Origin of the sequence: Enterobacter sp. RCC_40, from assembly GCF_041360735.1 — a bacterium.
GTDB classification, from domain to species: Bacteria; Pseudomonadota; Gammaproteobacteria; order Enterobacterales; family Enterobacteriaceae; genus Enterobacter; species Enterobacter ludwigii.
In genome coordinates, this window is the sequence record NZ_JBFUPR010000002.1 from 711161 (window position 1) to 734007 (window position 22847).

Annotated in this window: 23 protein-coding genes; 15 read left to right on the forward strand and 8 right to left on the reverse strand. The window is 55.3% G+C overall.

Going from position 1 to position 22847, the window contains the following annotated elements; translation table 11 throughout:
- The first annotated feature begins 164 nt into the window (after nucleotides 1–164).
- The 8 genes from potF (at nucleotide 165) to AB6731_RS11560 (ending at nucleotide 8296) form a co-directional block, all read left to right on the forward strand.
- Entirely contained in the window at nucleotides 165–1277 is a 1113-nt protein-coding gene (gene potF / locus AB6731_RS11525) for a spermidine/putrescine ABC transporter substrate-binding protein PotF (RefSeq protein ID WP_068794441.1), read from the forward strand.
- A 143-nt stretch (nucleotides 1278–1420) separates the two neighbouring features.
- The gene (gene potG, locus AB6731_RS11530; RefSeq protein WP_020884870.1) at nucleotides 1421–2554 is read left to right on the forward strand and encodes a putrescine ABC transporter ATP-binding subunit PotG; all 1134 of its coding nucleotides are present in this window, start codon (nucleotides 1421–1423) and stop codon (nucleotides 2552–2554) included.
- Nucleotides 2555–2564: 10 nt separating this feature from the next.
- Complete coding sequence (gene potH / locus AB6731_RS11535; RefSeq protein ID WP_025204595.1) at nucleotides 2565–3518, forward strand: putrescine ABC transporter permease PotH; 954 nt, start codon at nucleotides 2565–2567, stop codon at nucleotides 3516–3518.
- The gene (potI, locus tag AB6731_RS11540) at nucleotides 3515–4360 is read left to right on the forward strand and encodes a putrescine ABC transporter permease PotI (RefSeq protein WP_020884869.1); all 846 of its coding nucleotides are present in this window, start codon (nucleotides 3515–3517) and stop codon (nucleotides 4358–4360) included. The genes potH and potI overlap by 4 nt, the downstream gene beginning before the upstream one ends.
- A 65-nt stretch (nucleotides 4361–4425) precedes the next feature.
- Nucleotides 4426–4899 carry a YbjO family protein gene (locus AB6731_RS11545; protein ID WP_014169315.1) on the forward strand — a complete coding sequence of 158 codons (474 nt, stop codon included), beginning with the start codon at nucleotides 4426–4428 and terminating at the stop codon, nucleotides 4897–4899.
- Between the two features lie 40 nt (nucleotides 4900–4939).
- Entirely contained in the window at nucleotides 4940–6067 is a 1128-nt protein-coding gene (gene rlmC, locus AB6731_RS11550; protein ID WP_371006383.1) for a 23S rRNA (uracil(747)-C(5))-methyltransferase RlmC, read from the forward strand.
- A 71-nt stretch (nucleotides 6068–6138) separates the two neighbouring features.
- Nucleotides 6139–6843, forward strand: coding sequence for a response regulator transcription factor (locus tag AB6731_RS11555; protein ID WP_138013672.1), 705 nt, complete (start codon nucleotides 6139–6141; stop codon nucleotides 6841–6843).
- A complete protein-coding gene (locus AB6731_RS11560) occupies nucleotides 6830–8296 on the forward strand; it encodes a sensor histidine kinase (RefSeq protein WP_371006384.1) in 1467 nt (488 codons plus the stop codon). Before AB6731_RS11555 ends, AB6731_RS11560 begins: the two co-directional genes overlap by 14 nt.
- Before the next feature lie 62 nt (nucleotides 8297–8358).
- On the opposite strand, the gene artJ is transcribed toward AB6731_RS11560, so the two are convergent.
- From artJ to AB6731_RS11590, 6 genes are all read right to left on the reverse strand, one after another.
- Nucleotides 8359–9090: an arginine ABC transporter substrate-binding protein ArtJ gene (artJ, locus tag AB6731_RS11565; protein ID WP_020884865.1), complete on the reverse strand. Its 732-nt coding sequence runs from the start codon at nucleotides 9088–9090 to the stop codon at nucleotides 8359–8361.
- A 177-nt stretch (nucleotides 9091–9267) separates the two neighbouring features.
- Nucleotides 9268–9936, reverse strand: coding sequence for an arginine ABC transporter permease ArtM (artM, locus tag AB6731_RS11570; protein WP_014169321.1), 669 nt, complete (start codon nucleotides 9934–9936; stop codon nucleotides 9268–9270).
- The gene (gene artQ / locus AB6731_RS11575) at nucleotides 9936–10652 is read right to left on the reverse strand and encodes an arginine ABC transporter permease ArtQ (protein WP_014169322.1); all 717 of its coding nucleotides are present in this window, start codon (nucleotides 10650–10652) and stop codon (nucleotides 9936–9938) included. The genes artM and artQ overlap by 1 nt, the downstream gene beginning before the upstream one ends.
- A gap of 6 nt (nucleotides 10653–10658) precedes the next feature.
- On the reverse strand, nucleotides 10659–11390 hold the full coding sequence (artI, locus tag AB6731_RS11580; protein WP_020884864.1) for an arginine ABC transporter substrate-binding protein ArtI: 732 nt from the start codon (nucleotides 11388–11390) through the stop codon (nucleotides 10659–10661).
- 20 nt (nucleotides 11391–11410) lie between these two features.
- A complete protein-coding gene (gene artP / locus AB6731_RS11585; RefSeq protein ID WP_014169324.1) occupies nucleotides 11411–12139 on the reverse strand; it encodes an arginine ABC transporter ATP-binding protein ArtP in 729 nt (242 codons plus the stop codon).
- Between the two features lie 226 nt (nucleotides 12140–12365).
- The gene (locus AB6731_RS11590; RefSeq protein ID WP_014169325.1) at nucleotides 12366–12884 is read right to left on the reverse strand and encodes a lipoprotein; all 519 of its coding nucleotides are present in this window, start codon (nucleotides 12882–12884) and stop codon (nucleotides 12366–12368) included.
- Between the two features lie 97 nt (nucleotides 12885–12981).
- Between AB6731_RS11590 and AB6731_RS11595 the strand changes: the two genes are divergently transcribed.
- The 3 genes from AB6731_RS11595 to AB6731_RS11605 all read left to right on the forward strand — a co-directional run bounded on the left by AB6731_RS11595 (nucleotide 12982) and on the right by AB6731_RS11605 (nucleotide 15024).
- Nucleotides 12982–13305 (forward strand): heavy metal-binding domain-containing protein, encoded by a 324-nt coding sequence (locus AB6731_RS11595; RefSeq protein ID WP_006174327.1) that lies wholly within the window; start codon nucleotides 12982–12984, stop codon nucleotides 13303–13305.
- Nucleotides 13302–14132, forward strand: a complete 831-nt coding sequence (locus AB6731_RS11600) for an N-acetylmuramoyl-L-alanine amidase (protein WP_371006385.1) — start codon at nucleotides 13302–13304, stop codon at nucleotides 14130–14132. The genes AB6731_RS11595 and AB6731_RS11600 overlap by 4 nt, the downstream gene beginning before the upstream one ends.
- A gap of 268 nt (nucleotides 14133–14400) precedes the next feature.
- Nucleotides 14401–15024, forward strand: coding sequence for a helix-turn-helix domain-containing protein (locus tag AB6731_RS11605; protein WP_032677768.1), 624 nt, complete (start codon nucleotides 14401–14403; stop codon nucleotides 15022–15024).
- Here the strand turns inward: AB6731_RS11605 and AB6731_RS11610 are convergent, their stop codons facing one another.
- A complete protein-coding gene (locus AB6731_RS11610; protein WP_371006386.1) occupies nucleotides 15025–15621 on the reverse strand; it encodes a hypothetical protein in 597 nt (198 codons plus the stop codon).
- Nucleotides 15621–17183 (reverse strand): peptidoglycan-binding protein, encoded by a 1563-nt coding sequence (locus AB6731_RS11615; protein ID WP_371006387.1) that lies wholly within the window; start codon nucleotides 17181–17183, stop codon nucleotides 15621–15623. The genes AB6731_RS11610 and AB6731_RS11615 overlap by 1 nt, the downstream gene beginning before the upstream one ends.
- A gap of 300 nt (nucleotides 17184–17483) precedes the next feature.
- On the opposite strand from AB6731_RS11615, the gene gspC reads away from it, so the two are divergent.
- From gspC to gspF, 4 genes are read left to right on the forward strand one after another with little or no spacing between them, the layout of a single operon-like run.
- Nucleotides 17484–18215 carry a type II secretion system protein GspC gene (gene gspC / locus AB6731_RS11620; protein ID WP_371006413.1) on the forward strand — a complete coding sequence of 244 codons (732 nt, stop codon included), beginning with the start codon at nucleotides 17484–17486 and terminating at the stop codon, nucleotides 18213–18215.
- Between the two features lie 13 nt (nucleotides 18216–18228).
- A complete protein-coding gene (gene gspD, locus AB6731_RS11625; protein WP_078774809.1) occupies nucleotides 18229–20145 on the forward strand; it encodes a type II secretion system secretin GspD in 1917 nt (638 codons plus the stop codon).
- A 14-nt stretch (nucleotides 20146–20159) separates the two neighbouring features.
- Complete coding sequence (gspE, locus tag AB6731_RS11630) at nucleotides 20160–21638, forward strand: type II secretion system ATPase GspE (RefSeq protein ID WP_047355707.1); 1479 nt, start codon at nucleotides 20160–20162, stop codon at nucleotides 21636–21638.
- On the forward strand, nucleotides 21638–22846 hold the full coding sequence (gene gspF, locus AB6731_RS11635; RefSeq protein WP_181240117.1) for a type II secretion system inner membrane protein GspF: 1209 nt from the start codon (nucleotides 21638–21640) through the stop codon (nucleotides 22844–22846). The genes gspE and gspF overlap by 1 nt, the downstream gene beginning before the upstream one ends.
- Nucleotide 22847: the final 1 nt, after the last annotated feature.

Sequence of the window (22847 nt, forward strand, 5' to 3'; positions counted from 1 at the left end):
GCTACAGTTATTCTTGCGATGCTTAAAAAAGCGAGCGGATCCTGCCGGGTAAAGAGGTTTCTTTTTATTTCGTGCAGAGCGACAAACTATGCATGATTATTGCATATTTTCAGATTGCACAGTTTTAGTTCGTTTGTTAACGAGCTTTCAGAAGGAATAACGATATGATCGCCTTGAATAAAAAATGGTTATCGGGTCTGGTTGCGGGTGCTCTGATGGCCGTCTCTGCCGGCACGCTCGCTGCGGAACAAAAAACGCTGCACGTTTATAACTGGTCTGACTATATCGCGCCGGATACCGTCGCTAATTTCGAAAAAGAGACCGGCATTAAAGTGGTCTATGACGTTTTCGATTCCAACGAAGTGCTGGAAGGGAAACTGATGGCGGGCAGTACCGGTTTTGACCTGGTGGTACCCTCTGCAAGCTTCCTTGAGCGTCAGCTGACGGCAGGTGTCTTCCAGCCGCTCGATAAGAGCAAATTACCGAACTGGAAAAACCTCGATCCGGAAGTGCTTAAGCTGGTCGCCAAGCATGACCCGGAAAACAAATACGCGATGCCGTATCTGTGGGCGACCACCGGTATTGGCTATAACGTCGATAAAGTCAAAGCGGTCCTGGGTAAAGATGTCAAACTCGACAGCTGGGACGTGGTGCTGAAGCCGGAAAACCTTGAGAAGCTGAAAAGCTGCGGCGTCTCTTTCCTGGATGCGCCAGAAGAGATTTTCGCCACCGTGCTGAACTACCTGGGCAAGGATCCTAACAGCAGCAAGGCCGATGATTACACCGGCCCGGCAACCGATCTGCTGCTGAAGCTGCGTCCGAACATTCGTTACTTCCACTCCTCGCAGTACATCAACGACCTGGCAAACGGCGACATCTGCGTGGCGATTGGCTGGGCAGGGGACGTATGGCAGGCGGCTAACCGCGCCAAAGAAGCCAAAAACGGCGTGAATGTTTCCTACTTCATTCCGAAAGAGGGCGCGCTGGCGTTCTTCGACGTCTTCGCCATGCCGGCTGACGCGAAAAACAAAGACGAAGCTTACCAGTTCCTTAACTACCTGATGCGTCCGGAAGTCATCGCGCATATCAGCGATCACGTCTATTACGCTAACGGCAACAAGGCCTCTGTGCCGCTGGTCAGCGAAGAGATCCGCAATAACCCGGCTATCTATCCGCCGGCGGATGTGTTTGCCAAGCTGTTCACCCTGAAAGTTCAGGATCCAAAAATTGACCGCGTACGTACCCGTGCGTGGACCAAAGTGAAAAGCGGTAAATAACGGCGTCCGGTACGGTTGCCCGGTGGCGAAAACGCTCACCGGGCCTGCTAAACCCGTCGGTCGGGCTGGCGTGAGCGCCGCCCGACGATGCGCACCCTGATGGTGCGTTTGCACCAGTTTTGATTTCTGCCGGAGAGCACCCCGTGAATGACGCGATCCCCCGCCCGCAGGCGAAAGTCCGTAAAGCGCTGACCCCGCTTCTTGAAATTCGTAACCTCACCAAATCTTTCGATGGTCAGCATGCCGTGGACGACGTCAGCCTGACTATCTACAAAGGTGAAATTTTTGCCCTTCTGGGCGCATCTGGCTGCGGTAAATCGACCCTGCTGCGTATGCTGGCCGGTTTTGAACAGCCTACCGCCGGGCAAATCATGCTGGATGGTGTCGATCTTTCCCGCGTGCCGCCGTATCAGCGCCCGATAAACATGATGTTCCAGTCTTACGCGCTCTTCCCGCATATGACGGTGGAGCAGAATATCGCCTTTGGTCTTAAGCAGGACAAACTGCCGAAAGCCGAAATCACCGCCCGCGTGGCGGAGATGCTCAGCCTGGTGCACATGCAGGAGTTCGCGAAGCGTAAACCGCATCAGCTCTCTGGTGGTCAGCGTCAGCGCGTGGCGCTGGCCAGAAGCCTGGCGAAACGGCCAAAGCTGCTGCTGCTCGATGAGCCGATGGGTGCCCTGGATAAAAAACTGCGTGACCGTATGCAGCTGGAAGTGGTGGATATCCTTGAGCGCGTGGGGGTGACCTGCGTGATGGTTACCCACGACCAGGAAGAGGCGATGACCATGGCCGGGCGTATTGCGATCATGAACCGCGGTAAGTTCGTACAGATTGGCGAGCCGGAAGAGATTTATGAGCACCCGACCACCCGCTACAGCGCGGAGTTCATCGGGTCGGTCAACGTCTTCGAAGGGCTGCTGAAATCGCGCGAGGATGACGGTCTGGTGATTGAGTCGCCGGGGCTGCAGCATCCGCTTAAGGTCGATCCGGATAGCTCGGTGGTGGATAACGTGCCGGTGTATGTTGCGCTCCGCCCGGAGAAGATCATGCTGTGCGAAGATCCGCCTGCCGATGGCTTTAACTTCGCCGTCGGGGAAGTGGTGCACATTGCTTACCTGGGCGACCTCTCCATCTACCATGTGCGTCTGAAAAGCGGGCAGATGCTCAGCGCCCAGCTGCAGAACGAACATCGTTATCGCAAGGGACAGCCGACCTGGGGCGATGAAGTGCGCCTGTGCTGGGATGCGGACAGTTGTGTAGTGCTGACGGTATAAGGAGCGGACAATGAGTACCTTAGAACCTCCAGCCCGCGTTGAAAAACCGGGTGGCTTTGCGCACTGGCTGGCGCGCATGCAGATGAACCACGGACGCAAGCTGGTGATTGCCATGCCTTACGTGTGGCTGATCCTGCTGTTCCTGCTGCCGTTCCTGATTGTTTTTAAGATAAGCCTGGCGGAAATGGCGCGGGCGATCCCGCCCTATACCAACCTGCTGGACTGGGCTGACGGACAGCTGACGCTGACCCTTAATCTCGGCAATTTCCTGCAGTTGACGGAAGATCCGCTCTATTTCGAAGCTTATCTGCAGTCGTTGCAGGTGGCGGCGATCTCGACGATCTGCTGTCTGCTTCTGGGTTACCCGCTGGCATGGGCCGTGGCGCACAGTAAATCCTCGACGCGCAACATTCTGCTGTTGCTGGTGATCCTGCCGTCATGGACCTCGTTCCTGATCCGCGTCTACGCGTGGATGGGGATCCTGAAAAACAACGGCGTGCTGAATAACGTCCTGATGTGGCTTGGGGTTATCGATCAGCCCCTGACGATCCTGCATACCAATCTCGCGGTCTATATCGGGATTGTTTACGCCTATCTGCCGTTTATGGTGCTGCCAATTTATACGGCGCTGACGCGTATCGATTATTCGCTGGTGGAAGCATCGCTTGACCTTGGTGCCCGCCCGCTTAAAACCTTCTTCAGCGTTATCGTTCCGTTGACCCGGGGCGGCATTATTGCCGGGTCGATGCTGGTCTTTATCCCGGCGGTAGGGGAGTTTGTGATCCCGGAACTGCTCGGTGGCCCGGACAGCATCATGATTGGGCGTGTGCTGTGGCAGGAATTCTTTAATAACCGCGACTGGCCTGTGGCGTCTGCGGTGGCGATCGTGATGTTGCTCCTGCTGATCGTACCGATCATGTGGTTCCACAAACATCAGCAGAAACAGATGGGAGACCACGGATGAACAACTTACCGGTAGTGCGCTCCCCGTGGCGAATTGCCATCCTGGTGATTGGCTTTACCTTCCTGTATGCACCCATGTTGATGCTGGTGATCTACTCGTTCAACAGCTCCAAACTGGTAACGGTATGGGCCGGCTGGTCGACGCGCTGGTACGGCGAATTGTTCCATGATGACGCGATGATGAGCGCGGTGGGGCTGAGCCTGACCATCGCCGCGCTGGCAGCCACGATGGCCTCCGTGCTGGGGACCATTGCCGCGCTGGTCATGGTGCGCTTCGGGCGTTTTCGGGGGTCGAACGGCTTTGCCTTTATGATCACCGCGCCGCTGGTTATGCCAGACGTTATCACCGGTCTGGCGCTGCTGCTGCTGTTCGTGGCCCTGGCGCATGCCATTGGCTGGCCGGCAGATCGCGGTATGCTCACCATCTGGCTGGCGCACGTCACCTTCTGTACCGCGTACGTGGCGGTGGTTATCTCTTCGCGTTTGCGCGAGCTGGACCGCTCCATTGAAGAGGCGGCGATGGATCTCGGTGCGACGCCGCTGAAGGTCTTCTTCATTATCACGCTGCCGATGATTATGCCGGCGGTGATCTCCGGCTGGCTACTGGCGTTTACGCTGTCGCTCGACGACCTGGTTATCGCCAGCTTTGTCTCAGGACCGGGCGCGACGACGCTGCCTATGCTGGTCTTCTCCAGCGTACGCATGGGGGTCAATCCGGAGATTAACGCCCTGGCCTCGATCATCCTCGGGGTGGTCGGAATTGTCGGATTTATCGCCTGGTATTTGATGGCGCGCGCGGAAAAACAACGTGTGCGTGATATCCAGCGTGCAAGACGCGGCTGAAGGATTTAAAATTTCCAGTGATGTGCCGCGCATGACGCGGCACTGTTTTTCAGGGAAGTAAAACATTGGGATTATTAAAAAAATCACGTCTTACCCACGCTCGTCCAAACGTTCCTGCACTGGTGCAGGTGGCGGCGCTCGCTATTATTATGATCCGCTGTCTTGATGTGCTGATGATCCTTAACACCCTGGGTGTGCGCGGTATGGCTGAATTCATTCACCGCAGCGTACAGACGTGGAACCTGACGTTGGTCTTTTTGAGCAGCCTGGTACTGGTGTTTATCGAGATTTACTGCGCATTTTCGCTGGTCAGAGGACGCAACTGGGCGCGCTGGGTCTATTTGCTGACGCAAATTACGGCGGCAAGCTATCTGTGGGCCGCCTCGCTGGGGTATGGCTATCCGGAACTGTTCAGCATTGCGGGTGGATCAAAACGCGAGATTTTGCACGCGCTGTTTTTGCAAAAACTCCCGGATATGCTGGTGCTGTTCTTCCTGTTCGTGCCTGCTTCCAGTCGGCGGTTCTTCCAGCTGCAATAATGTGTATAATCGCAGCCCTCGTGATTCTTAAGGTTTTGATATGCAGTGCGCACTCTATGACGCCGGTCGCTGCCGCTCCTGTCAGTGGATAGAACAGCCGGTTTCTCAGCAACTCACCGCCAAAATGGCCGACCTGCAACACCTGCTGGCAGACCATGCCGTGGGCGAATGGTGCGCACCTGTCAGCGGGCCGGAGCAGGGCTTTCGTAATAAAGCCAAAATGGTGGTGAGCGGCAGCGTTGAAAAACCGCTGCTGGGCATGTTGCATCGCGAGGGTACGCCTGAAGATTTAACCGACTGTCCGCTTTATCCCGCCTCGTTCGCCCCGGTCTTTGCTGCGCTCAAACCGTTTATTGCCCGTGCCGGGTTAACGCCCTATAACGTTGCCCGCAAGCGCGGCGAGCTCAAATACCTTCTTCTTACCGAAAGCCAGGTAGACGGCAGCATGATGCTGCGCTTTGTTCTGCGCTCAGAAGCCAAGGTGGAGCAGCTTCGCGCGGCGTTGCCATGGCTTCAGCAACAGCTTCCGCAGTTAACCGTTATCACCGCGAATATTCAGCCGGTGCATATGGCTATCATGGAAGGGGAGCGGGAGATCTTCTTCACCGAACAGCATGCGCTGGCAGAAACGTTCAACGATGTACCGCTGTGGATCCGTCCGCAAAGCTTCTTCCAGACCAACCCGACCGTCGCGAGTGCGCTTTATGCCACCGCCCGTGACTGGGTGCGGGCGTTAAATATCCATCATATGTGGGATCTGTTCTGCGGGGTGGGTGGCTTCGGTCTGCACTGCGCCACGCCAGACATGCAGCTTACCGGGATTGAGATCTCCGCCGACGCGATTGCCTGTGCCAGACAGTCTGCTGCAGAGCTTGGGTTGACCCGGCTGCACTTCCAGGCGCTGGACTCCACGCAGTTCGCGACGGGGCAGGACAATGTGCCTGAACTGGTGCTAGTGAACCCGCCGCGCCGGGGCATCGGGAAAGCGCTGTGCGACTATCTGAGCCAGATGGCACCGGACTACATCGTCTATTCCAGCTGCAACGCGCAGACGATGGCAAAAGATATCGCGACGCTGCCGGGCTACCGCATTGAACGCGTCCAGCTGTTCGATATGTTCCCGCATACCGCGCATTATGAAGTCCTGACGCTACTCGTTAAATCTTAAACAAAATGTGAACTCTGTCCGCCTGCGAAATCAGGTAAGCTTATCTCATCAGAATTGAAGAAGGCTTACCCATGAAGCAGATCCTGCTGGTGGAAGATGACCACGATATCGCTGCGCTTCTGCGCCTCAACTTAGAAGATGAAGGCTACGCCATCACCCACGAGCCCGATGGGGGCAATGCCTTACAGTGCCTCGAAAAGCAGCCGTGGGATGCGGTGATCCTCGATTTAATGCTCCCCAATGTCGACGGTCTGGAGATTTGCCGTCGCATTCGCCAGATGACCCGCTACCTGCCGGTGATCATCATCAGCGCCCGCAGCAGCGAAACCGACCGCATTACCGGGCTGGAAACCGGGGCGGACGATTATCTGGCCAAGCCGTTTTCGGTACAGGAGCTGATCGCGCGTATCAAGGCGCTGTTCCGGCGCCAGCAGGCGATGGGGCAGGCGCAAAGTGCCGGGAATATTCAGGCTCACGGCCTGACGCTCGACCCGCTGGCGCGCAGCGTGCTTTTGCACGGCCAGGTGGTGGATCTCACCCCGCGCGAGTTTGAACTGCTGTACTTTTTTGCCCGTCATCCCGGTGAAGTTTTCTCGCGTCTGGCGCTGCTGGAACAGGTCTGGGGCTATCAGCACGAAGGTTACGAACACACCGTCAACACCCACATTAACCGCCTGCGCATCAAGATTGAGAAGGACGCCGCCGAGCCGGAGATCATTCGCACCGTCTGGGGCAAAGGCTACAAATTTGCGGAGCCAAACGATGCGCCGCTTTAGCCTGAGCCAGCGCCTGACGCTGCTGTTTATTCTGCTGCTGACGCTTTGTGCGACCATCGCCTGCGCGGTGCAACTTTACAGCACCACGCAGTACGGTAATGCGATGGTGCAGCGGCTGTCCGGTGGCCTGGCGCAGCAGATTGTCCAGCGGGAACCGATTCTGGATGCACAGGGCAGGGTTGATCGCCACGCGCTGAAACCGCTCTTTGACCGGCTGATGACCTTCAATCCAAGCGTCGAACTGTACGTTGTCTCGCCTGATGGCGAACTGCTGGCTGACGCCGCGCCGCCGGGGCATATCCAGCGGCAAAAAATCGACCTCGGGCCGGTGCAGACTTTCCTCAGTGATGCCGCGCGGCCGGTACTGGGCGATGACCCGCGAAGCCAGAACAAAAAGGTTTTCAGCGCAACGCCGTTGCGTCAGGACGGAGAACTGAAAGGCTATCTGTACATTATTCTGCAGGGCGAAGAGTCAAACGCGCTGGCGGAGATGGCCTGGCATCAGGCGCTCTGGAGCACCGTCCTGTGGTCATTGATGTGGGTCGCGCTGTTTGGTTTGCTGGCGGGGTTATTGGTCTGGTACTGGGTAACGCGTCCGGTCAAACGTCTTACGCAGGAAGTGGCCGGGCTGGAGCAGGACAGCATTAGCGCCATTAAGCAGCTGGCGGCGCAGCCTACTGAAACCACGATAAAGGATGAAGTGGCCACGCTGCGCAATACGTTTATCGAGCTGGCCCGTAAAATCACCCTGCAGTGGGATCAGCTGGCCGACAGCGATCGCCAGCGCCGGGAGTTTATCGCCAATATTTCGCACGATTTACGCACGCCGCTCACCTCCTTGCTGGGCTATCTCGAAACGTTGTCACTGAAATCCGCGACGCTGACGCCGCAGGAGCACCAGCAGTATCTCGCCACGGCGCTGCGCCAGGGGCAGAAAGTGCGTCATCTTTCGCAGCAGCTGTTTGAACTGGCGCGCCTTGAGCACGGCGGCATCAAACCGCAGCGCGAGCGTTTTGCCATGGGTGAGCTGATTTCAGACGTGGCGCAGAAATTTGAACTCACGGCCCGCACGCGGGAGGTGAACCTGCGCATTGATGTACCGGGCCCGTTGCCGCTGGTGAATGCCGATGTCTCGATGATTGAGCGGGTGGTGACTAACCTGCTGGATAACGCGATGCGGCATACGCCGACCGGTGGAGAGGTCCGTCTGGCGGTCTGGCAGGAGAACGCGCAGCTACAGGTTGAGGTGGCTGATAATGGAACCGGCGTTGATGCTTCTCTTCGCAACGATCTGTTTGAGCGTCCTTCGGCGTTAAATCCGCAGGCATCACGGGAAAACCGTGGCGGGTTGGGGCTGTTGATTGTGAAACGCATGCTGGAACTGCACGGCGGGGGGATCAGGCTGATGGAGTCCACGAACGGGGCTCGTTTTCGCTTCTTTGTTCCACTGTGAAATTGCCGGGTTTGCCCGGCCTACAGACCACCCCCGTAGGCCAGGCTACCCGACAAAAGCTGTTATTGCGGGAACCACTGATCGCTGATTTTCTTGTACGTGCCGTCAGCTTTGATTGCTTTCAGCGCGCCATTCAGTTTTTCCAGCAGAGCTTTGTTATCCGGACGCACCGCAATGCCCAGGCCCGTACCGAAGTACTGTGGATCGGTCACTTTTTCGGTCGCGGTGCCCAGCTGTGGGTTGGTTTTCAGCCACTCGTTCACCACCGCAGTGTCACCGAAGACCCCATCAATACGGCCATTTTTCAGGTCGATAATGGCATTCTGGTAGCTGTCATAGGCCACGGTTTTCACTTCAGGATGTTTGTCCTGCAGGTATTTCTGGTGCGTGGTGCCGTTTTCCATCCCAATGCGTTTGCCTTTCAGCTGGTCAAAGGATGTGTAAGCCCCTTTCTTCGCAATGACCACCGCCGAGTTGGCGTAGTACGGGTCGGTGAAGGTGACCTGCTTGCTACGCTCTGGCGTGATGTCCATCCCGGAGATCACCGCGTCGTATTTTTTGAATTTCAGCGACGGGATCAGGCTGTCAAACGCATGGTTCGTGAACGTGCAGTCGGCCTGCATCTGTTTGCACAGGGCTTTGGCGAGGTCGATATCAAAACCGACAATCTGGTTGCTGGCATCCAGCGACTCAAACGGCGGATAGGTGGCCGAAACGCCGAAGTTGATTTTATCTGCAGCTGATGCGCCAGCGGCGAAAGTGGCTAGTAAAGCGGCCAGAACTAACTTTTTCATTGTAATGCTCCCGTCTGTCAGTCTGTCTTATGCGCCGTGTCTGCGGCATGGAAATACAATGCCATTTAATGAATTTATATTCAATAAAAATGATTAAATATCATTTAATCCATAAAAAAAGACGGGCTGTCGTTAGACTTGCCCGTCTTCGTCAATAAAATTTATGCAAATCGGTGATTAATTACGGCGCTCAAACGCCAGCGCTTTACGCTCGATAAGGCGCATCATCAGCGTCAGCAAACCGTTTACCACCAGATAGACCACGCCCGCGGCACCAAACACCATGACGTCATAGGTGCGTCCATAGAGCAGCTGCCCGTGGCCCATGACTTCCATCAGCGTGATGGTGTAGGCCAGAGACGTACTCTTGAAAACCAGCACCACTTCGTTGGAGTAGGAGGAGAGCGCACGTTTAAACGCGTACGGCAGCAAGATAGCCAGCGTGTCTTTCTTGCTCATGCCCAGCGCACCACAGGACTGCCATTGCCCTTCCGGGATGGCACGGATAGCCCCGTAGAACAGCTGCGTGGTATAGGCCGCACTGTTCAGCGAAAGGGCAATCAGGGCGCACAGCCATGGCTCAGAAAGCAGATGCCAGATAACCGGATACTCCTGCAGCGACGGGAACTGACCCGGGCCGTAGTAAATCAGGAAGATCTGCACCAGCAGCGGTGTACCGGTGAACAAGGTAATGTAGGCTCGCACAATCCATACCAGCACCGGCGTTTTTAGCGTCAGGACGATGGTAAAGATCAACGCCAGGATGAGCGCCACGATGATCGATGCGACGGTCAGCGTCAGGCTGGTGTGCAGCCCTTTCATCAGCTCCGGAAAATATTCAAGCATCAGCCTGGTCTCCGTTCAAAGCGCGTCGCACGCAGATCAATGCGCTTGAGGATGTACTGACTCACCAGCGTGATCACCAGATAGATAGCCGCCGCCACGATGTACCAGGTAAACGGCTCCTGGGTACGGGTCGCGATACTTTTGGTTTGCAGCATTAAATCGTTCACGCTGATCAGGCTTACCAGCGCGGTATCTTTCAGCAGCACCAGCCACTGGTTACCCAGCCCGGGCAGCGCATGACGCCACATCTGCGGCATCACCAGACGGAAGAAGATCGCCGATTTCGACAAGCCTAACGCCTGGCCAGACTCCCACTGTCCCTGCGGAACCGCTTTCAGCGCACCGCGCAGGGTTTGCGAAGCATACGCGGAATAGAGCAGAGAGAGGGCAATCACGCCGCACAGGAACGGGCTGACGTCAAAGTTCTCAATCTGCATCTGCACCGGGATCTGCACCACACCCAGATTGAGGGTGAAGCCGTCCGACAGCGTTAACAGCAGCTGCGAGGAGCCAAAATAGATAAACAGGACCACCAGAATTTCAGGCAGCCCACGCAGCACGGTGACCAGCGCTGAGCCGGCCCATGCGACAGGGAACCATTTTGCTGATTCCCATACCGCAAAGATCATCGCCAGCACAAGGCCGATAATCAGTGCGCAAACGGCAAGGCCGACGGTCATCCCGGCGGCGCTTGCTAAAGGAAAAATTTCATTCATCAGGAATTACTTCTGGAACCATTTTTTATAGATGGTTTCGTAGGTGCCGTCTTTCTTCACTTTTTCCAGCGCAGCGTTGAATTTCTGCTGCAGCTCAGTGTTGCCCTGACGAACGGCAATACCCAGACCCGTGCCGAAGTAATCCTTGTCGGTCACTTTATCGCCCACTGGCGCCAGTTTATCGTTGGCTTTCAGCCACTCGGTCACCACGGCGGTGTCGCCGAACACGCCATCAATACGGCCGTTCTGCAGATCCAGCTTCGCATTCTGGTAGCTGTCATACGGAACGGTGGTGATTTCCGGGTGTTTATCCATGATGAATTTCTGGTGCGTGGTGCCGTTCTGCACGCCCACTTTCTTGCCTTTCAGCTGATCAACCGACGTGAATTTGCCTTTCTGACCAATAAACAGGGCAGAGTTGTCGTAGTAAGGGGTGGTGAACAGAACCTGTTTTTCGCGCTCAGGGGTGATATCCATTCCGGCCATAACAGCGTCGATACGGCGGAACTTCAGGCTTGGGATCAGGCTGTCGAACGCCTGGTTGCTGAAGGTGCAGGTTGCGTCGATCTCTTTACACAGGGCGTTTGCCAGATCCACGTCAAAGCCGACAATTTTATTGTTCGCATCAATGGATTCAAACGGAGGATAAGACGCTTCAGTCGCGAAACGAATCGTCTGGGCTGCGGTAGCGGAAAGGGTGACGCTGGCGAGCAGCGCGGCAAGTAATACTTTTTTCATTATCATTTCCCCTGACACAATCAATGAGATAAATAGTTTTTGAACGCATCGGTTTGCGGGTTTGAGAAGCAGCTCGCATCACCTTGCTCAACGATATACCCGTTTTCCATGTAGACCACGCGGCTGGCCGTTTTGCGCGCCACTTCCACTTCATGGGTTACGATGACCTGAGTAATATGGGTTTCCGCCAGCTCGCGAATGATGCTCACGATCTGGGCGGTAATTTCGGGATCCAGCGCCGCGGTCGGTTCATCAAACAGCAGTACCGCAGGCTCCATCATCAGCGCACGGGCAATCGCCACACGTTGCTGCTGACCACCGGACAGGTGCAGCGGATAGCGGTCGCTGTAAGGCTTGAGGCGCAGACGCTCCAGCAGCTTATCCGCACGCGCGATCGCCTGATCTTTACTTAAGCCCAGCACGCGGCACGGGGCTTCGATCAGGTTTTGCAGTACGGTCAGATGCGGCCAGAGATTGTATTGCTGGAAGACCATGCCAACGTTTTGACGCAGTTCACGAATCGCTTTATCAGACGGTGTTTTCGCGAAATCAAAATGGTTACCGGCGATAGCCAGCGTACCCGAACGGGGCATTTCAAGCAGATTAAGGACACGCAGAAGGGAGCTTTTACCTGCACCGCTTGGGCCAAGCAAAACCAGCGTTTCGCCTTCCGGGCAGTCCAGCGTGATGTCAAACAGCGCCTGGTGTGCGCCGTAGAAGCAGTTAATGCCGTTTAGTTTAATACTCATCGGGGCAGTCTTTACTCATCCAGGCAATCTATAGCAATTGAGGCCGCAGATAGTACCGTTGACAGAATAGTTATGCAATATTTCTGCGTTAAAAGTTAAATATAACCCGCAATACCCTCTAAACATAGCACAAAATAGCGAACGGCAATGTCGGCGAGTATAAATGTCGGCATTCCGCATGAAATGCCGCACATTTTACGGGGTTAACGCTTTTTAAACGGGAGGCTTAGCGGTTTTCAATCGACTGGCGGAGCGTGCCTGCCGGGGCGTGAACGCTGCCACCGACGTACCTTACGTCGTCCACCGCCCAGCACTGACCTTCACGGATCATCAGCACTTCATCCTGCCAGGTCTGGGTTCCCTGGGTCAGTTTGACGCGCAGGGGAATGTTTCGCGCATCGGTGTTTGGGATCGTTGAAGCACTGGTGACCTCGGCGCTGTCAGGCAGCGTGGCGCGGCTGGAGAACGGATCGGATTTAAGCAGCGCGTTATGCTGCGGATCGCGGGTGGCGTCGCTCAGCAGTTTCGCCAGGCCGTCACTCAGATACGGTCGCAGGGCGGTAATATCATTGCTGCGGTGCTGTATGCGGTAATCATAGAACTGTTGCGCCACGGTATCCGGGCCGCCCTCAATGCATGGGCCGCTGCGGGTACCAATATCCTTAAAGGCTGGCGTGACCGTGGTGGTGCAGGCGCTGAGCACCAGCGCGCAGGGCACGAAAAGTGTTAAAGCTGAATAGCGCATGTTGATTTCCTTATTTATTAACTATCCTTTCAATCATAGCGTAACGAACCGATAATGCTGTACCTAAGGCATTGAACGCTAAAGAAGGAGAGAAAGTATGCAGTTTTCAACAACGCCTACCCTGGAAGGGCAACCTATTACCGAGTACTGCGGCGTGGTCACCGGCGAAGCCATACTGGGCGCGAACATTTTCCGGGACTTCTTTGCCGGCATTCGCGATATCGTGGGGGGACGTTCTGGCGCGTATGAGAAAGAGCTGCGCAAAGCCCGCGAAATTGCGTTTAAAGAGCTTGGCGAACAGGCCAAGGCGCTGGGTGCAGATGCCGTGGTAGGCATCGATATTGACTACGAAACGGTCGGTAAAGATGCCAGCATGCTGATGGTGAGCGTAAGCGGTACGGCGGTGAAAACCCGTCGATGAAGCGCTCGCTTGCCACACTCCTGCTGGCGCTGTTGCTGGCAGGGTGCGCCACGGAAAAAGGCATTATTGATAAAGGTGCCTATGAGCTGGATACCCGCCATCAGGCCCAGGCGGCTTACCCGCGTATAAAGGTGCTGGTGATCCACTACACCGCCGATGACTTTGACAGCTCGCTGGCGACGTTAACCGACAAGAATGTCAGCTCTCACTACCTGATCCCCGCCAAACCGCCTGCCCCTGAGGGCAAACCGCGTATCTGGCAGCTGGTACCGGAGAGCGAACTGGCATGGCATGCCGGCATCAGCTTCTGGCGCGGCACCAACCGTATTAATGACACCTCCGTGGGGATTGAGCTGGAAAACCGGGGCTGGCAAAAAACGGCGGGAGTAAAACACTTCACCCCGTTCGAGCCGGCGCAAATTGCGGCTCTGATCCCGCTCGCCAAAGACATTATCGCCCGCTACGACATTAAGCCGCAGAACGTTGTCGCGCACTCTGATATTGCTCCCCAGCGTAAAGACGATCCCGGCCCGCTGTTCCCCTGGCGCGAACTGGCGCAGCAGGGAATTGGTGCCTGGCCCGATTCGGACCGCGTCAACTTTTATCTCAATGGGCAGCCACGCTATCAGGAAGTGGACAGCGCACTGCTGCTCGATCTGTTAGCGCGGTATGGCTATGAAGTGCCTGAGGCTGCCACAGCCCAGCAGCAGAAAAGAGTGATTACCGCGTTTCAAATGCACTTCCGTCCACAGCTGTGGAATGGTGTGGCTGACCGTGAAACGCTGGCCATCGCTGAAGCGCTTCTGGAAAAGTACGGACAGGGGTGATCCTGCGGGATACCCCCTCGTGAGTATTTTTCGCGTAATTTAAGTAAGATTAATCTTAAGTACAAACTCAATTCATTTTTAGTTAATTGACTTAAAATTATCCGGATTTAAGATGGACACATAGCTTGCTAAGTAAAGCAGCAAATTAACGTAAACAATTTCTACTTTTATTTTCTCCTTGAGTGTTTCATCAGGAAAATATTCCTGGGTTGAGGCCTTACGTCTTAATCCTGAGTTTTATATTTCACATCTTAAATTGGGTATAATAATGTTAAGCATCTACGGTAAAAAATTACGTCCGCAAAACGAAGTCAACGCAATTATTTCTGCAACGTCAGGATTTGAAGAGAAGACGTTAAAAAAGTGGCAGAAAATATCTACCAGTGATTCACAGTATATTCATATTATCGTCAGTGGCGACGTTGAGTTCCGCCGCGAATCTGATGAACTGTGCATGTTCACCGTTCAAGGGCCGTGTATATTTGGGCTTTGTTCTATGTTTTACAGCGCCACGCACATGTATGGCCTCATTCGGTCAAATACCGTCGTGCGCTCGATAAAAAAAGAGGCCTTCGCCCAGCTAATGACTGAAAACAATCTGTGGCCGGAACTGACGAAAGTGCTCTCCTGGTATATTTGTATGCTGAGCAAGCGTGACGATGTGCTGGTTGCCCGCAGCGCCTATTCGGTAGTGCGCGAATTTTTATACGAGATTAATGAACTGATTGTTCAGCATCAGCGTGATATCAATATATATGACTATATTCAGGAATACACCAACCTGGCACGCAGTACCATTATTAAAATTCTCTCCGACCTGAAAAAAGGTCAGTATATTGTGGTGGAAAAGGGGCGACTCCTTAACCTGACATCCTTGCCTGAAAAATATTAATTACTCCAGCCGGTCTCCTTTATGACGTAAAGGGGACCGGGAAATATTCTGCGTTTCGTCAACCGGCGGCGCGGGAATTTTGCCTTGCGAATAATCCTGCTCTTGTTCTTTTAACGCCTGCTTAAACAATTCTGTTAATGAGGAACTGTCGCTGCCAGCCCGTGCAGAAGCGTCGGTGTGCGCCCCGGTTCCGGGTAACGTATCCCGCGCGGTATCATGCTGAGCCGCTCCTTCAGGCGCCTGCTGCCAGTCGGTATCATCGCCGTTAATCGGCAGATCCTGCAGGGCAGGCATATCCTCATGCACCGGCGCAGGTTTAGGGTGCGGATGCGGGAAGGGTTTGCTCACATACACATAATGCATATCGGAAAGCTGTGTTTCCGGTCTGGCGCTGCTCGCGTTGATGGGGGCGGGTGCAGGGTGGCGCAGATCCCAATATACATGCGCGTACAACCCGGCCATCAGCATGGCGCACAGACCCAGGAGTCCTAAAACGGTGTGGGCAAAAACGTGTCTCAGTCCGGGAAGGCGATATGAAAACCAGACCGCTTCCCCGGTGGTGTAACTGCGCTGAGCCGCAAGGCTGATAGTAGACATCAGGAATGCTTCTCCTGCATTTTCGCATCCGGTATCGCATGCGAAGCCTGGATCAATACGCTCGGCGTGGTGTTGGTTTCCCGCATTAACTGCATCAATGTCTCTTCGCCGGGAATACCGTCCACATGCAGATGCATTTTTTGCTGGAACGCGCGGGTGCGTTTCATCATCTCCGCAGTCCAGCGCTGAGCGTGAGTTTCAGGTTGAGAAAGGGCCTGGCTCAGCTGCTGATCAAGCCAGGTCATCTCTTTGCCGTCACTGGTTGCGCTGATGGCGTCTTTACCTTCCGGCGTCAGGCGGTGCAGTTGCGTATAGTTTCCGGTTGCATGCCGGTTAAACCAGTTGCGACTGACCTGCCAGGTCCGGTTATTCATCAGCAGGTCCATCGAGGTTTCTCCGACGCGGGCGACCACCGCATAGTTAAGATGATTGCCGGTTTTGAGCTCGCTCACCCACGGATAACCTTCTCCTGCCAGCGCATCCGGAGAGGCATTTCCCTGCTTACACATCAGGTTTACCTTCACCGCGTTTTGACACAGCGCATCGTCCGCCGAGGCGTCATACCCCCACATCAGATAAAGCTGATGCATCGCGTCCGGCTGATTGACTATTTCCTTGTCGATAACCGGCACGACGGGGGCCTGAAGGGGGGCGGCCGGGTGTTTCCAGCTTATCGGGACCGGCAGAGAAACCGGGAGGCGAGCAGTCATTGAGGCGGTGAAATACCAGCCGCAAGCCGCGAACAGCACAGAGGCAAACAGTGAAACCGTTGCCAGACGCTTACCCTGTTTTTTCGCGGGCAGCACCTCTGCGGCCGCCAGGCGTAAATGTCGCGGACTGACCTGGCTTGCGCGTTCGGTCCAGGCCGCGAGCATCGACAGGTGCGCCAGCGCATTCAGTTCACTGATTTTCCCTTTTGTCATTGCGTGCATCTTACGCACGCGCGCCGGGGATAACGGCGAGCTTTCGCCTCCGTGCTCTTCGCACTGCGCCTGCACGTAGCTGAGATATTCACGGCAGGTCAGGGGGCGCAAGGTGTGGTGGGTATGCACATATTCACGCAGATCAGATTGCTGTAGCCGCGCCGCCTGATTTTCCGCGCCCGTCAGCACCACCGATAAATGACACCCCAGCTCCTGCGCACGGGTGAGCAACATCCCCAGCACCGTCCGGCAGGTCTCTTTCATGGCTTCAGTATGGGAAATGACCAGCACGGTGGCCTGTGTTTTCCCGGCTTGCCACTGCTGCAGCACGGTATCGACCGCCTGAATACGGCTGGCGATTGCTTTCGTGTCCGGGCTGAGCTTGTACAGCAGGCTACTGGCGCTCAGTTTTGGAAACGCGTTGATGGCAAGAACGCGGTTGTCGCTGTTTTTCAGCGCATCGCTGAACTGGCCCAACAGCGAAGTATCGTCGCTAAAGAGCCCGCATATTCCCGCCTGTTGGGTTTTCTCTTTCAGCAGGTTAAATACGTCCTGATGATAAGGCACCAGAAAATCCCCGGATAAGCGGGTGACCTTCCTGAAGGGCGGGGTTTTAAAAGTAAAGTGGCTCTGATACATAACGACTTACCGTCTCTGATTAGGAATAGCAACAGGTCGTAAAATTACGGTAAGGAGACGGGGCGATCAATTTTTCAACTGGGTAAAAATATCCGGCAGAAATGTCCTAACACCTCGATTTTAGACGGTCAATAATTTTCTTTATTAAAGTTGGTGGCGAAGTCGATGGTCGTATTCACCGCGTCTCATTACTCTTTTCACACGTTTTGTCGCAGCGTGATGCTGCTTATTTTCGCTTTGTTAAAGGCCAGATGAAAAATGAGGTTCTCATTTCTGTCACGGTGGATAACCCCTTGTATGATGTTGGCGCTGTTAATTTTTAGCGGCCAGCAAGGGTATTTCACGTTTAAAGATTATAAAAAGGTTACGAATAGGTTGGCTAACTCCGATGCGCAGCCGCTGAAAAACCGCCGCGAAGAGAAAACATTCACGCTTTTCACGGCGGCAGCACGTCAGGACACTGGGCCGGCTGCGCTAAAAGCCCCGCTGGCGGCGGAAATAGAAGGCATTGTGCGCAGTGATGACCCCTGGCTTTCCTTCGCTGTTATTAAAACGCCCGCGGGCCAGAAGAGCTACCGCGAAGGGGAGCCGCTGACCGGTTTTAACGATGCCTTTATTCAGGAAATTAACAAAGACAGTGTCATCGTGAATTATGAAGGCACCACTCAGACGCTGACCTTAAAGAAACCGGATTATTTCAAGGGCGGCGTTGATAGCGGCCCGGTAACCAAATCGACAAAAGATGCAGGCGCAGACACGCTGCATCTGAATGATTATCTGGTATTAAAACCGGTTGTCGAAAAAGGCCAACTGGAAGGCTATGCCATTAACCCCCGGAATGCCTCTTCCTTTTATAGCCATTCAGGGCTGAAAAAAGGGGATGTGGCAGTCGAAGTGAATGCTGTCGATATGACCGATGAAGTCAAGGCAAAAAATATTATTGCTGAATGGTCAAAAATGAAAGAAGCGGAGGTTGTCGTCAGACGTCACGCTCACCTTGAAAATATTCGGGTCAATGTTCTTAACAATTAATAAGTGTACAGACATGAAGAAATTTCCATGGGCGTGCGTGGCGCTGACCGCATTGTCGTTATATTCGGGTTCGCTGCTCGCAGCCAACTTTAGCGCGAGTTTTAAAAATACCGATATCCGCGAGTTTATCGATACGGTAGGCCGCAACCTTAACAAAACCATTCTCGTCGACCCGTCGGTTCAGGGCTCCGTATCCGTCAGAACCTACAACGTGCTGACGGAGGATGAGTATTACCAGTTCTTCCTGAGCGTGCTTGATCTCTACGGTCTCTCGGTGATCCCGATGGATAACGGCATGGTTAAAGTGGTGCGCTCAAGCGTGGCCCGCACCGCCGGTGCGCCGCTGGCAGACAGCACAAACCCGGGCAAAGGCGATGAGATTATTACCCGTGTCGTGCGCATGGAAAACGTGCCGGTGCGTGAACTCGCGCCGCTGTTGCGTCAACTGAACGATGCCACCGGCATCGGCAACGTGGTGCACTTCGAGCCTTCCAACGTGCTGCTGTTAACCGGTAAAGCGTCCGTGGTGAACCGGCTGGTGGATCTGGTCCAGCGCGTGGATAAAGACGGTATTCAGCGTCGCGAAATCGTCCCCCTGCGCTTTGCTTCCGCCAAAGCGCTCTCCGACATGTTGAATAATCTCAACAATGAAGAGCAGAAAGGGCAGAACGCGCCGCAGTTGGCCACCAAAGTGGTGGCGGATGACGAAACCAACAGCCTGGTGATCAGCGGTTCGGAAGATGCGCGCACGCGTACCCGCACCCTGATCCATGAGTTAGATCGCGAGCAGAACAACGAGGGGAATACCCGCGTCTTCTATCTCAAGTACGCCAGCGCCACCAAAGTGGTTCCGGTGCTCACCGGTATTGGCGAACAGCTGAAAGACAAAGCCGGCACCGCGAAGGCGAAAACTGCCACCGCGGCAACCGATCTGAATATTACCGCCGACGAGTCAACCAACTCGCTGGTGATCACCGCGCAGCCTAACGTGATGAACTCCCTTGAGAAGGTGATCGACAAGCTCGACATCCGCCGTCCGCAGGTGCTGGTGGAAGCCATCATTGCTGAAGTGCAGGACGGCAACGGTCTGGATCTCGGCGTGCAGTGGACCGGCAAGCACGGTGGCGTCCAGTTCGGCTCCACCGGCCTGCCCATTAGTCAGATAAAAAATGGCACCATCAAGGGCGCCAGCTTTACTGGCCTGGCGACCGGCTTCTTTAACGGTGATTTCGGTGCGCTGATGACCGCGCTCTCAACCGACGGCAAAAACGACATCCTTTCCACGCCAAGTGTGGTCACGCTGGATAACAAAGAGGCGTCATTCAATGTCGGTCAGGACGTGCCGGTGCTTTCCGGTTCGCAGACCACCAGTGGCGATAATGTCTTTAACTCCGTAGAGCGCAAGACGGTGGGGACCAAACTGAAAATTGTGCCGCAAATCAACGACGGCGACATGATCCACCTGAAGATTGAGCAGGAAGTCTCAAGCGTCGACAACAGCGCAACGGAAGACGCCAGCCTTGGCCCAACCTTTAATACCCGAACCATCAATAACGAAGTGATGGTGCACAGCGGGCAAACGGTGGTGCTCGGCGGCCTGATGGAGAATGTCACTAAGCAGTCGGTCTCCAAAGTGCCGCTGCTGGGGGATATTCCGCTGGTCGGGCAGCTTTTCCGCTACACCTCGCAGGACGCGTCCAAACGCAACCTGATGGTCTTTATTCATACCACCGTGCTGCGTGACGACGACAACTACAGCGCGGCGTCGAAAGAGAAATATGACCAGATCCGCGCCCGCCAGCAGCAGCGCGTTGAGGAGAAAAAGCTCGGGATCATTGAACCGGCGGATAACGCCGTGTTACCCGCGTTCCCTGCTGCGAGTGCTGCATCGGTGAAAACCAGCGCGTCCCGCAATCCGTTTAAAGAGTAAGGCGGAGGTATCACGTGGACGAACTGAGCAAAACCCTGTGTAGCAGCGGCTACGCAAAAGATAACGGCGTTTTATTTTTTCACGATGCGGTCTATATCCGTGATGACACCCCGGCACTCGCGCTGCTGGAAGTGCGTCGGGTGCTGGGACGCGCGTTTGTCCCGGTCACCCTGACGGCGGAAGCCTTCGATGAAATGCTGGCCAGGATCTGGCAGCAGAGCAGCGGGGTGTCCCAGCAACTGGTGGACGATATGGACGCCGATATCGATCTGATGGCGTTAACCGAGGAGATCCCGGACAACGAAGATCTGCTCGATAACGATGAAAACTCGCCGGTGATCCGCCTGATCAACGCCATTCTCGGCGAGGCGGTAAAAGAGGGCGCGTCGGATATTCATATTGAAACCTTCGAGCGTACGCTGAGCATTCGCTTTCGCGTCGACGGCGTGCTGCGTCCGGTGTTGCAGCCCGCGCGTAAGCTCGCGCCGCTGCTGGTTTCGCGTATCAAGGTGATGTCCCGGCTGGATATCGCGGAGAAACGTCTGCCGCAGGATGGCCGTATTTCCCTGCGCATTGGCCGTAAGGCGGTCGACGTGCGCGTATCGACCATTCCGTCCCAGTATGGTGAACGCGTGGTCATGCGTCTGCTCGATAAAAGCAATCTCAAGCCTGATATCAACAAGCTTGGGCTGATTGATGAAGAACGGGAGAAGTTACAAGGGCTGATTGACCGCCCGCACGGCATTATCCTGGTCACCGGGCCAACGGGTTCCGGTAAAAGTACCACCCTGTACGCGATTCTCTCGGCGCTGAACGGCCATGAGCGCAACATCCTGACCGTAGAAGATCCCATTGAATACGAGCTGGAAGGGGTGGGGCAGACGCAGGTTAACCCGCGCGTGGACATGACCTTTGCCCGCGGGCTGCGCGCAATTCTGCGCCAGGACCCGGACGTGGTGATGATCGGCGAAATCCGTGACGCCGAGACGGCACAAATTGCGGTGCAGGCGTCGCTCACCGGTCACCTGGTCATGTCTACGCTGCACACCAACAGCGCCGCCGGGGCGATAACCCGCCTGCGGGATATGGGGCTGGAGTCGTTTTTAATCGGTTCATCGTTACTGGGGGTCATTGCCCAGCGTCTGGTGCGTCGGCTGTGTCCGCACTGCCGTACCACCAGTCCGCTGGATGACAATGAAAAGGCGCTGTTCAGCTTTATGGACCAGCCGCCACACGCGATTTATCGCGCGGTGGGGTGCGAACACTGTCGCCAGAGCGGCTATCAGGGGCGCGCCGGTATTCATGAGTTTCTGGTGGTCGACAGCACCCTGCGCCGCGCCATTCATGAAGATAAAGACGAAATGGCCATCGAAACCGAACTCTTTAAGCAGGCCTATAGCCTGCGTGAGAACGGGCTGCTGAAGGTGATCGGTGGCGTCACTTCGCTGGAAGAGGTGATGCGCGTCACCGCCGAGCGCGGAGGAGATGCGTAATGGCCTTCTACGCCTGGACGGCGAGGGATACCGCGGGCAAAACCCGGCGTGGCACGTTGCAGGCTGAGGGGCAAAAGCAGGTTCGCCAGATGTTGCGCGAGCAAAAGCTGATGCCCGTCAGTATCAACGAAACCCGTGAGGTTGCGGCTGCCGGTAATGCGAACGCCGGGGCAAAACTCTCCACGCCGGTGCTGTCGATGTTTACCCGTCAGCTGTCGACGCTCGTCAACGCTGCGCTGCCGCTGGAGAGCGCGCTGAAGGCAATCGCGAAACAGACGGAGGACAAAAAGCTCGCGGCGATGGTGGTGGACATCCGCGAGAAGGTGGTGGAAGGGCATACGCTGTTTGAGGCTTTCAGCCAGTTTCCGCGCAGCTTCGACAAGCTCTACTGCACGCTGGTAATGGCCGGTGAAAAGACCGGCCATCTGGGCGACGTGCTGGAAAAGCTGGCCGAGTACAACGAGCAGCGTCAGAAGATGAAAAGCAAGCTCACGCAGGCGATGGTCTACCCGATCACCCTGACCGTGGTGGCCATCGCGGTGATCGGCATTCTGCTGGTGGCGGTTGTGCCCCAGGTGATTGAGCAGTTCACCCATATGAAACAGCAACTGCCGATCACCACCCGCACGCTGATCGCGGTGAGTGATTTCCTGCAGGTTTACGGCCTCTATATCGTCGGCAGCCTGGCAGGCGGGATGATGGTTTTTAAGGCCTGGCTTCGAAACGCTAAAAATCGTTTTCGCTGGCACAGCTGGCTGGTGAACGGTTCGCCCGTCAAAAAGCTGGTCTGCGCCATCAACAGCGCCCGCTATATCCGTACCCTGAGCATTTTGCAGGCCAGTAGCGTGCCGCTGCTGGAGGGGATGTATATCGCGATGGACGGGATCGAAAACCGGTATGCCCGGCAGGTGCTGGAGCAGGCGGCGGATACCGTGCGCCAGGGGGCATCGCTTTATGCGGCTCTGGAGCAGGCGAAATTATTCCCGCCGACCATGCTGTATATGATTGCCTCAGGGGAAGAGAGTGGGGAATTAGGCCATTTAATGGACCGCGCGGCGGAAAACCAGGAATCGGCATTACAGCATCGTATTACGTTAACGCTGTCGGTATTTGAACCGGCACTGGTGGTATCTATGGCGACGATTGTTTTATTCATCGTCCTGTCAATATTACAACCGCTTCTGCAACTTAATAATATGGTAGGTTAAA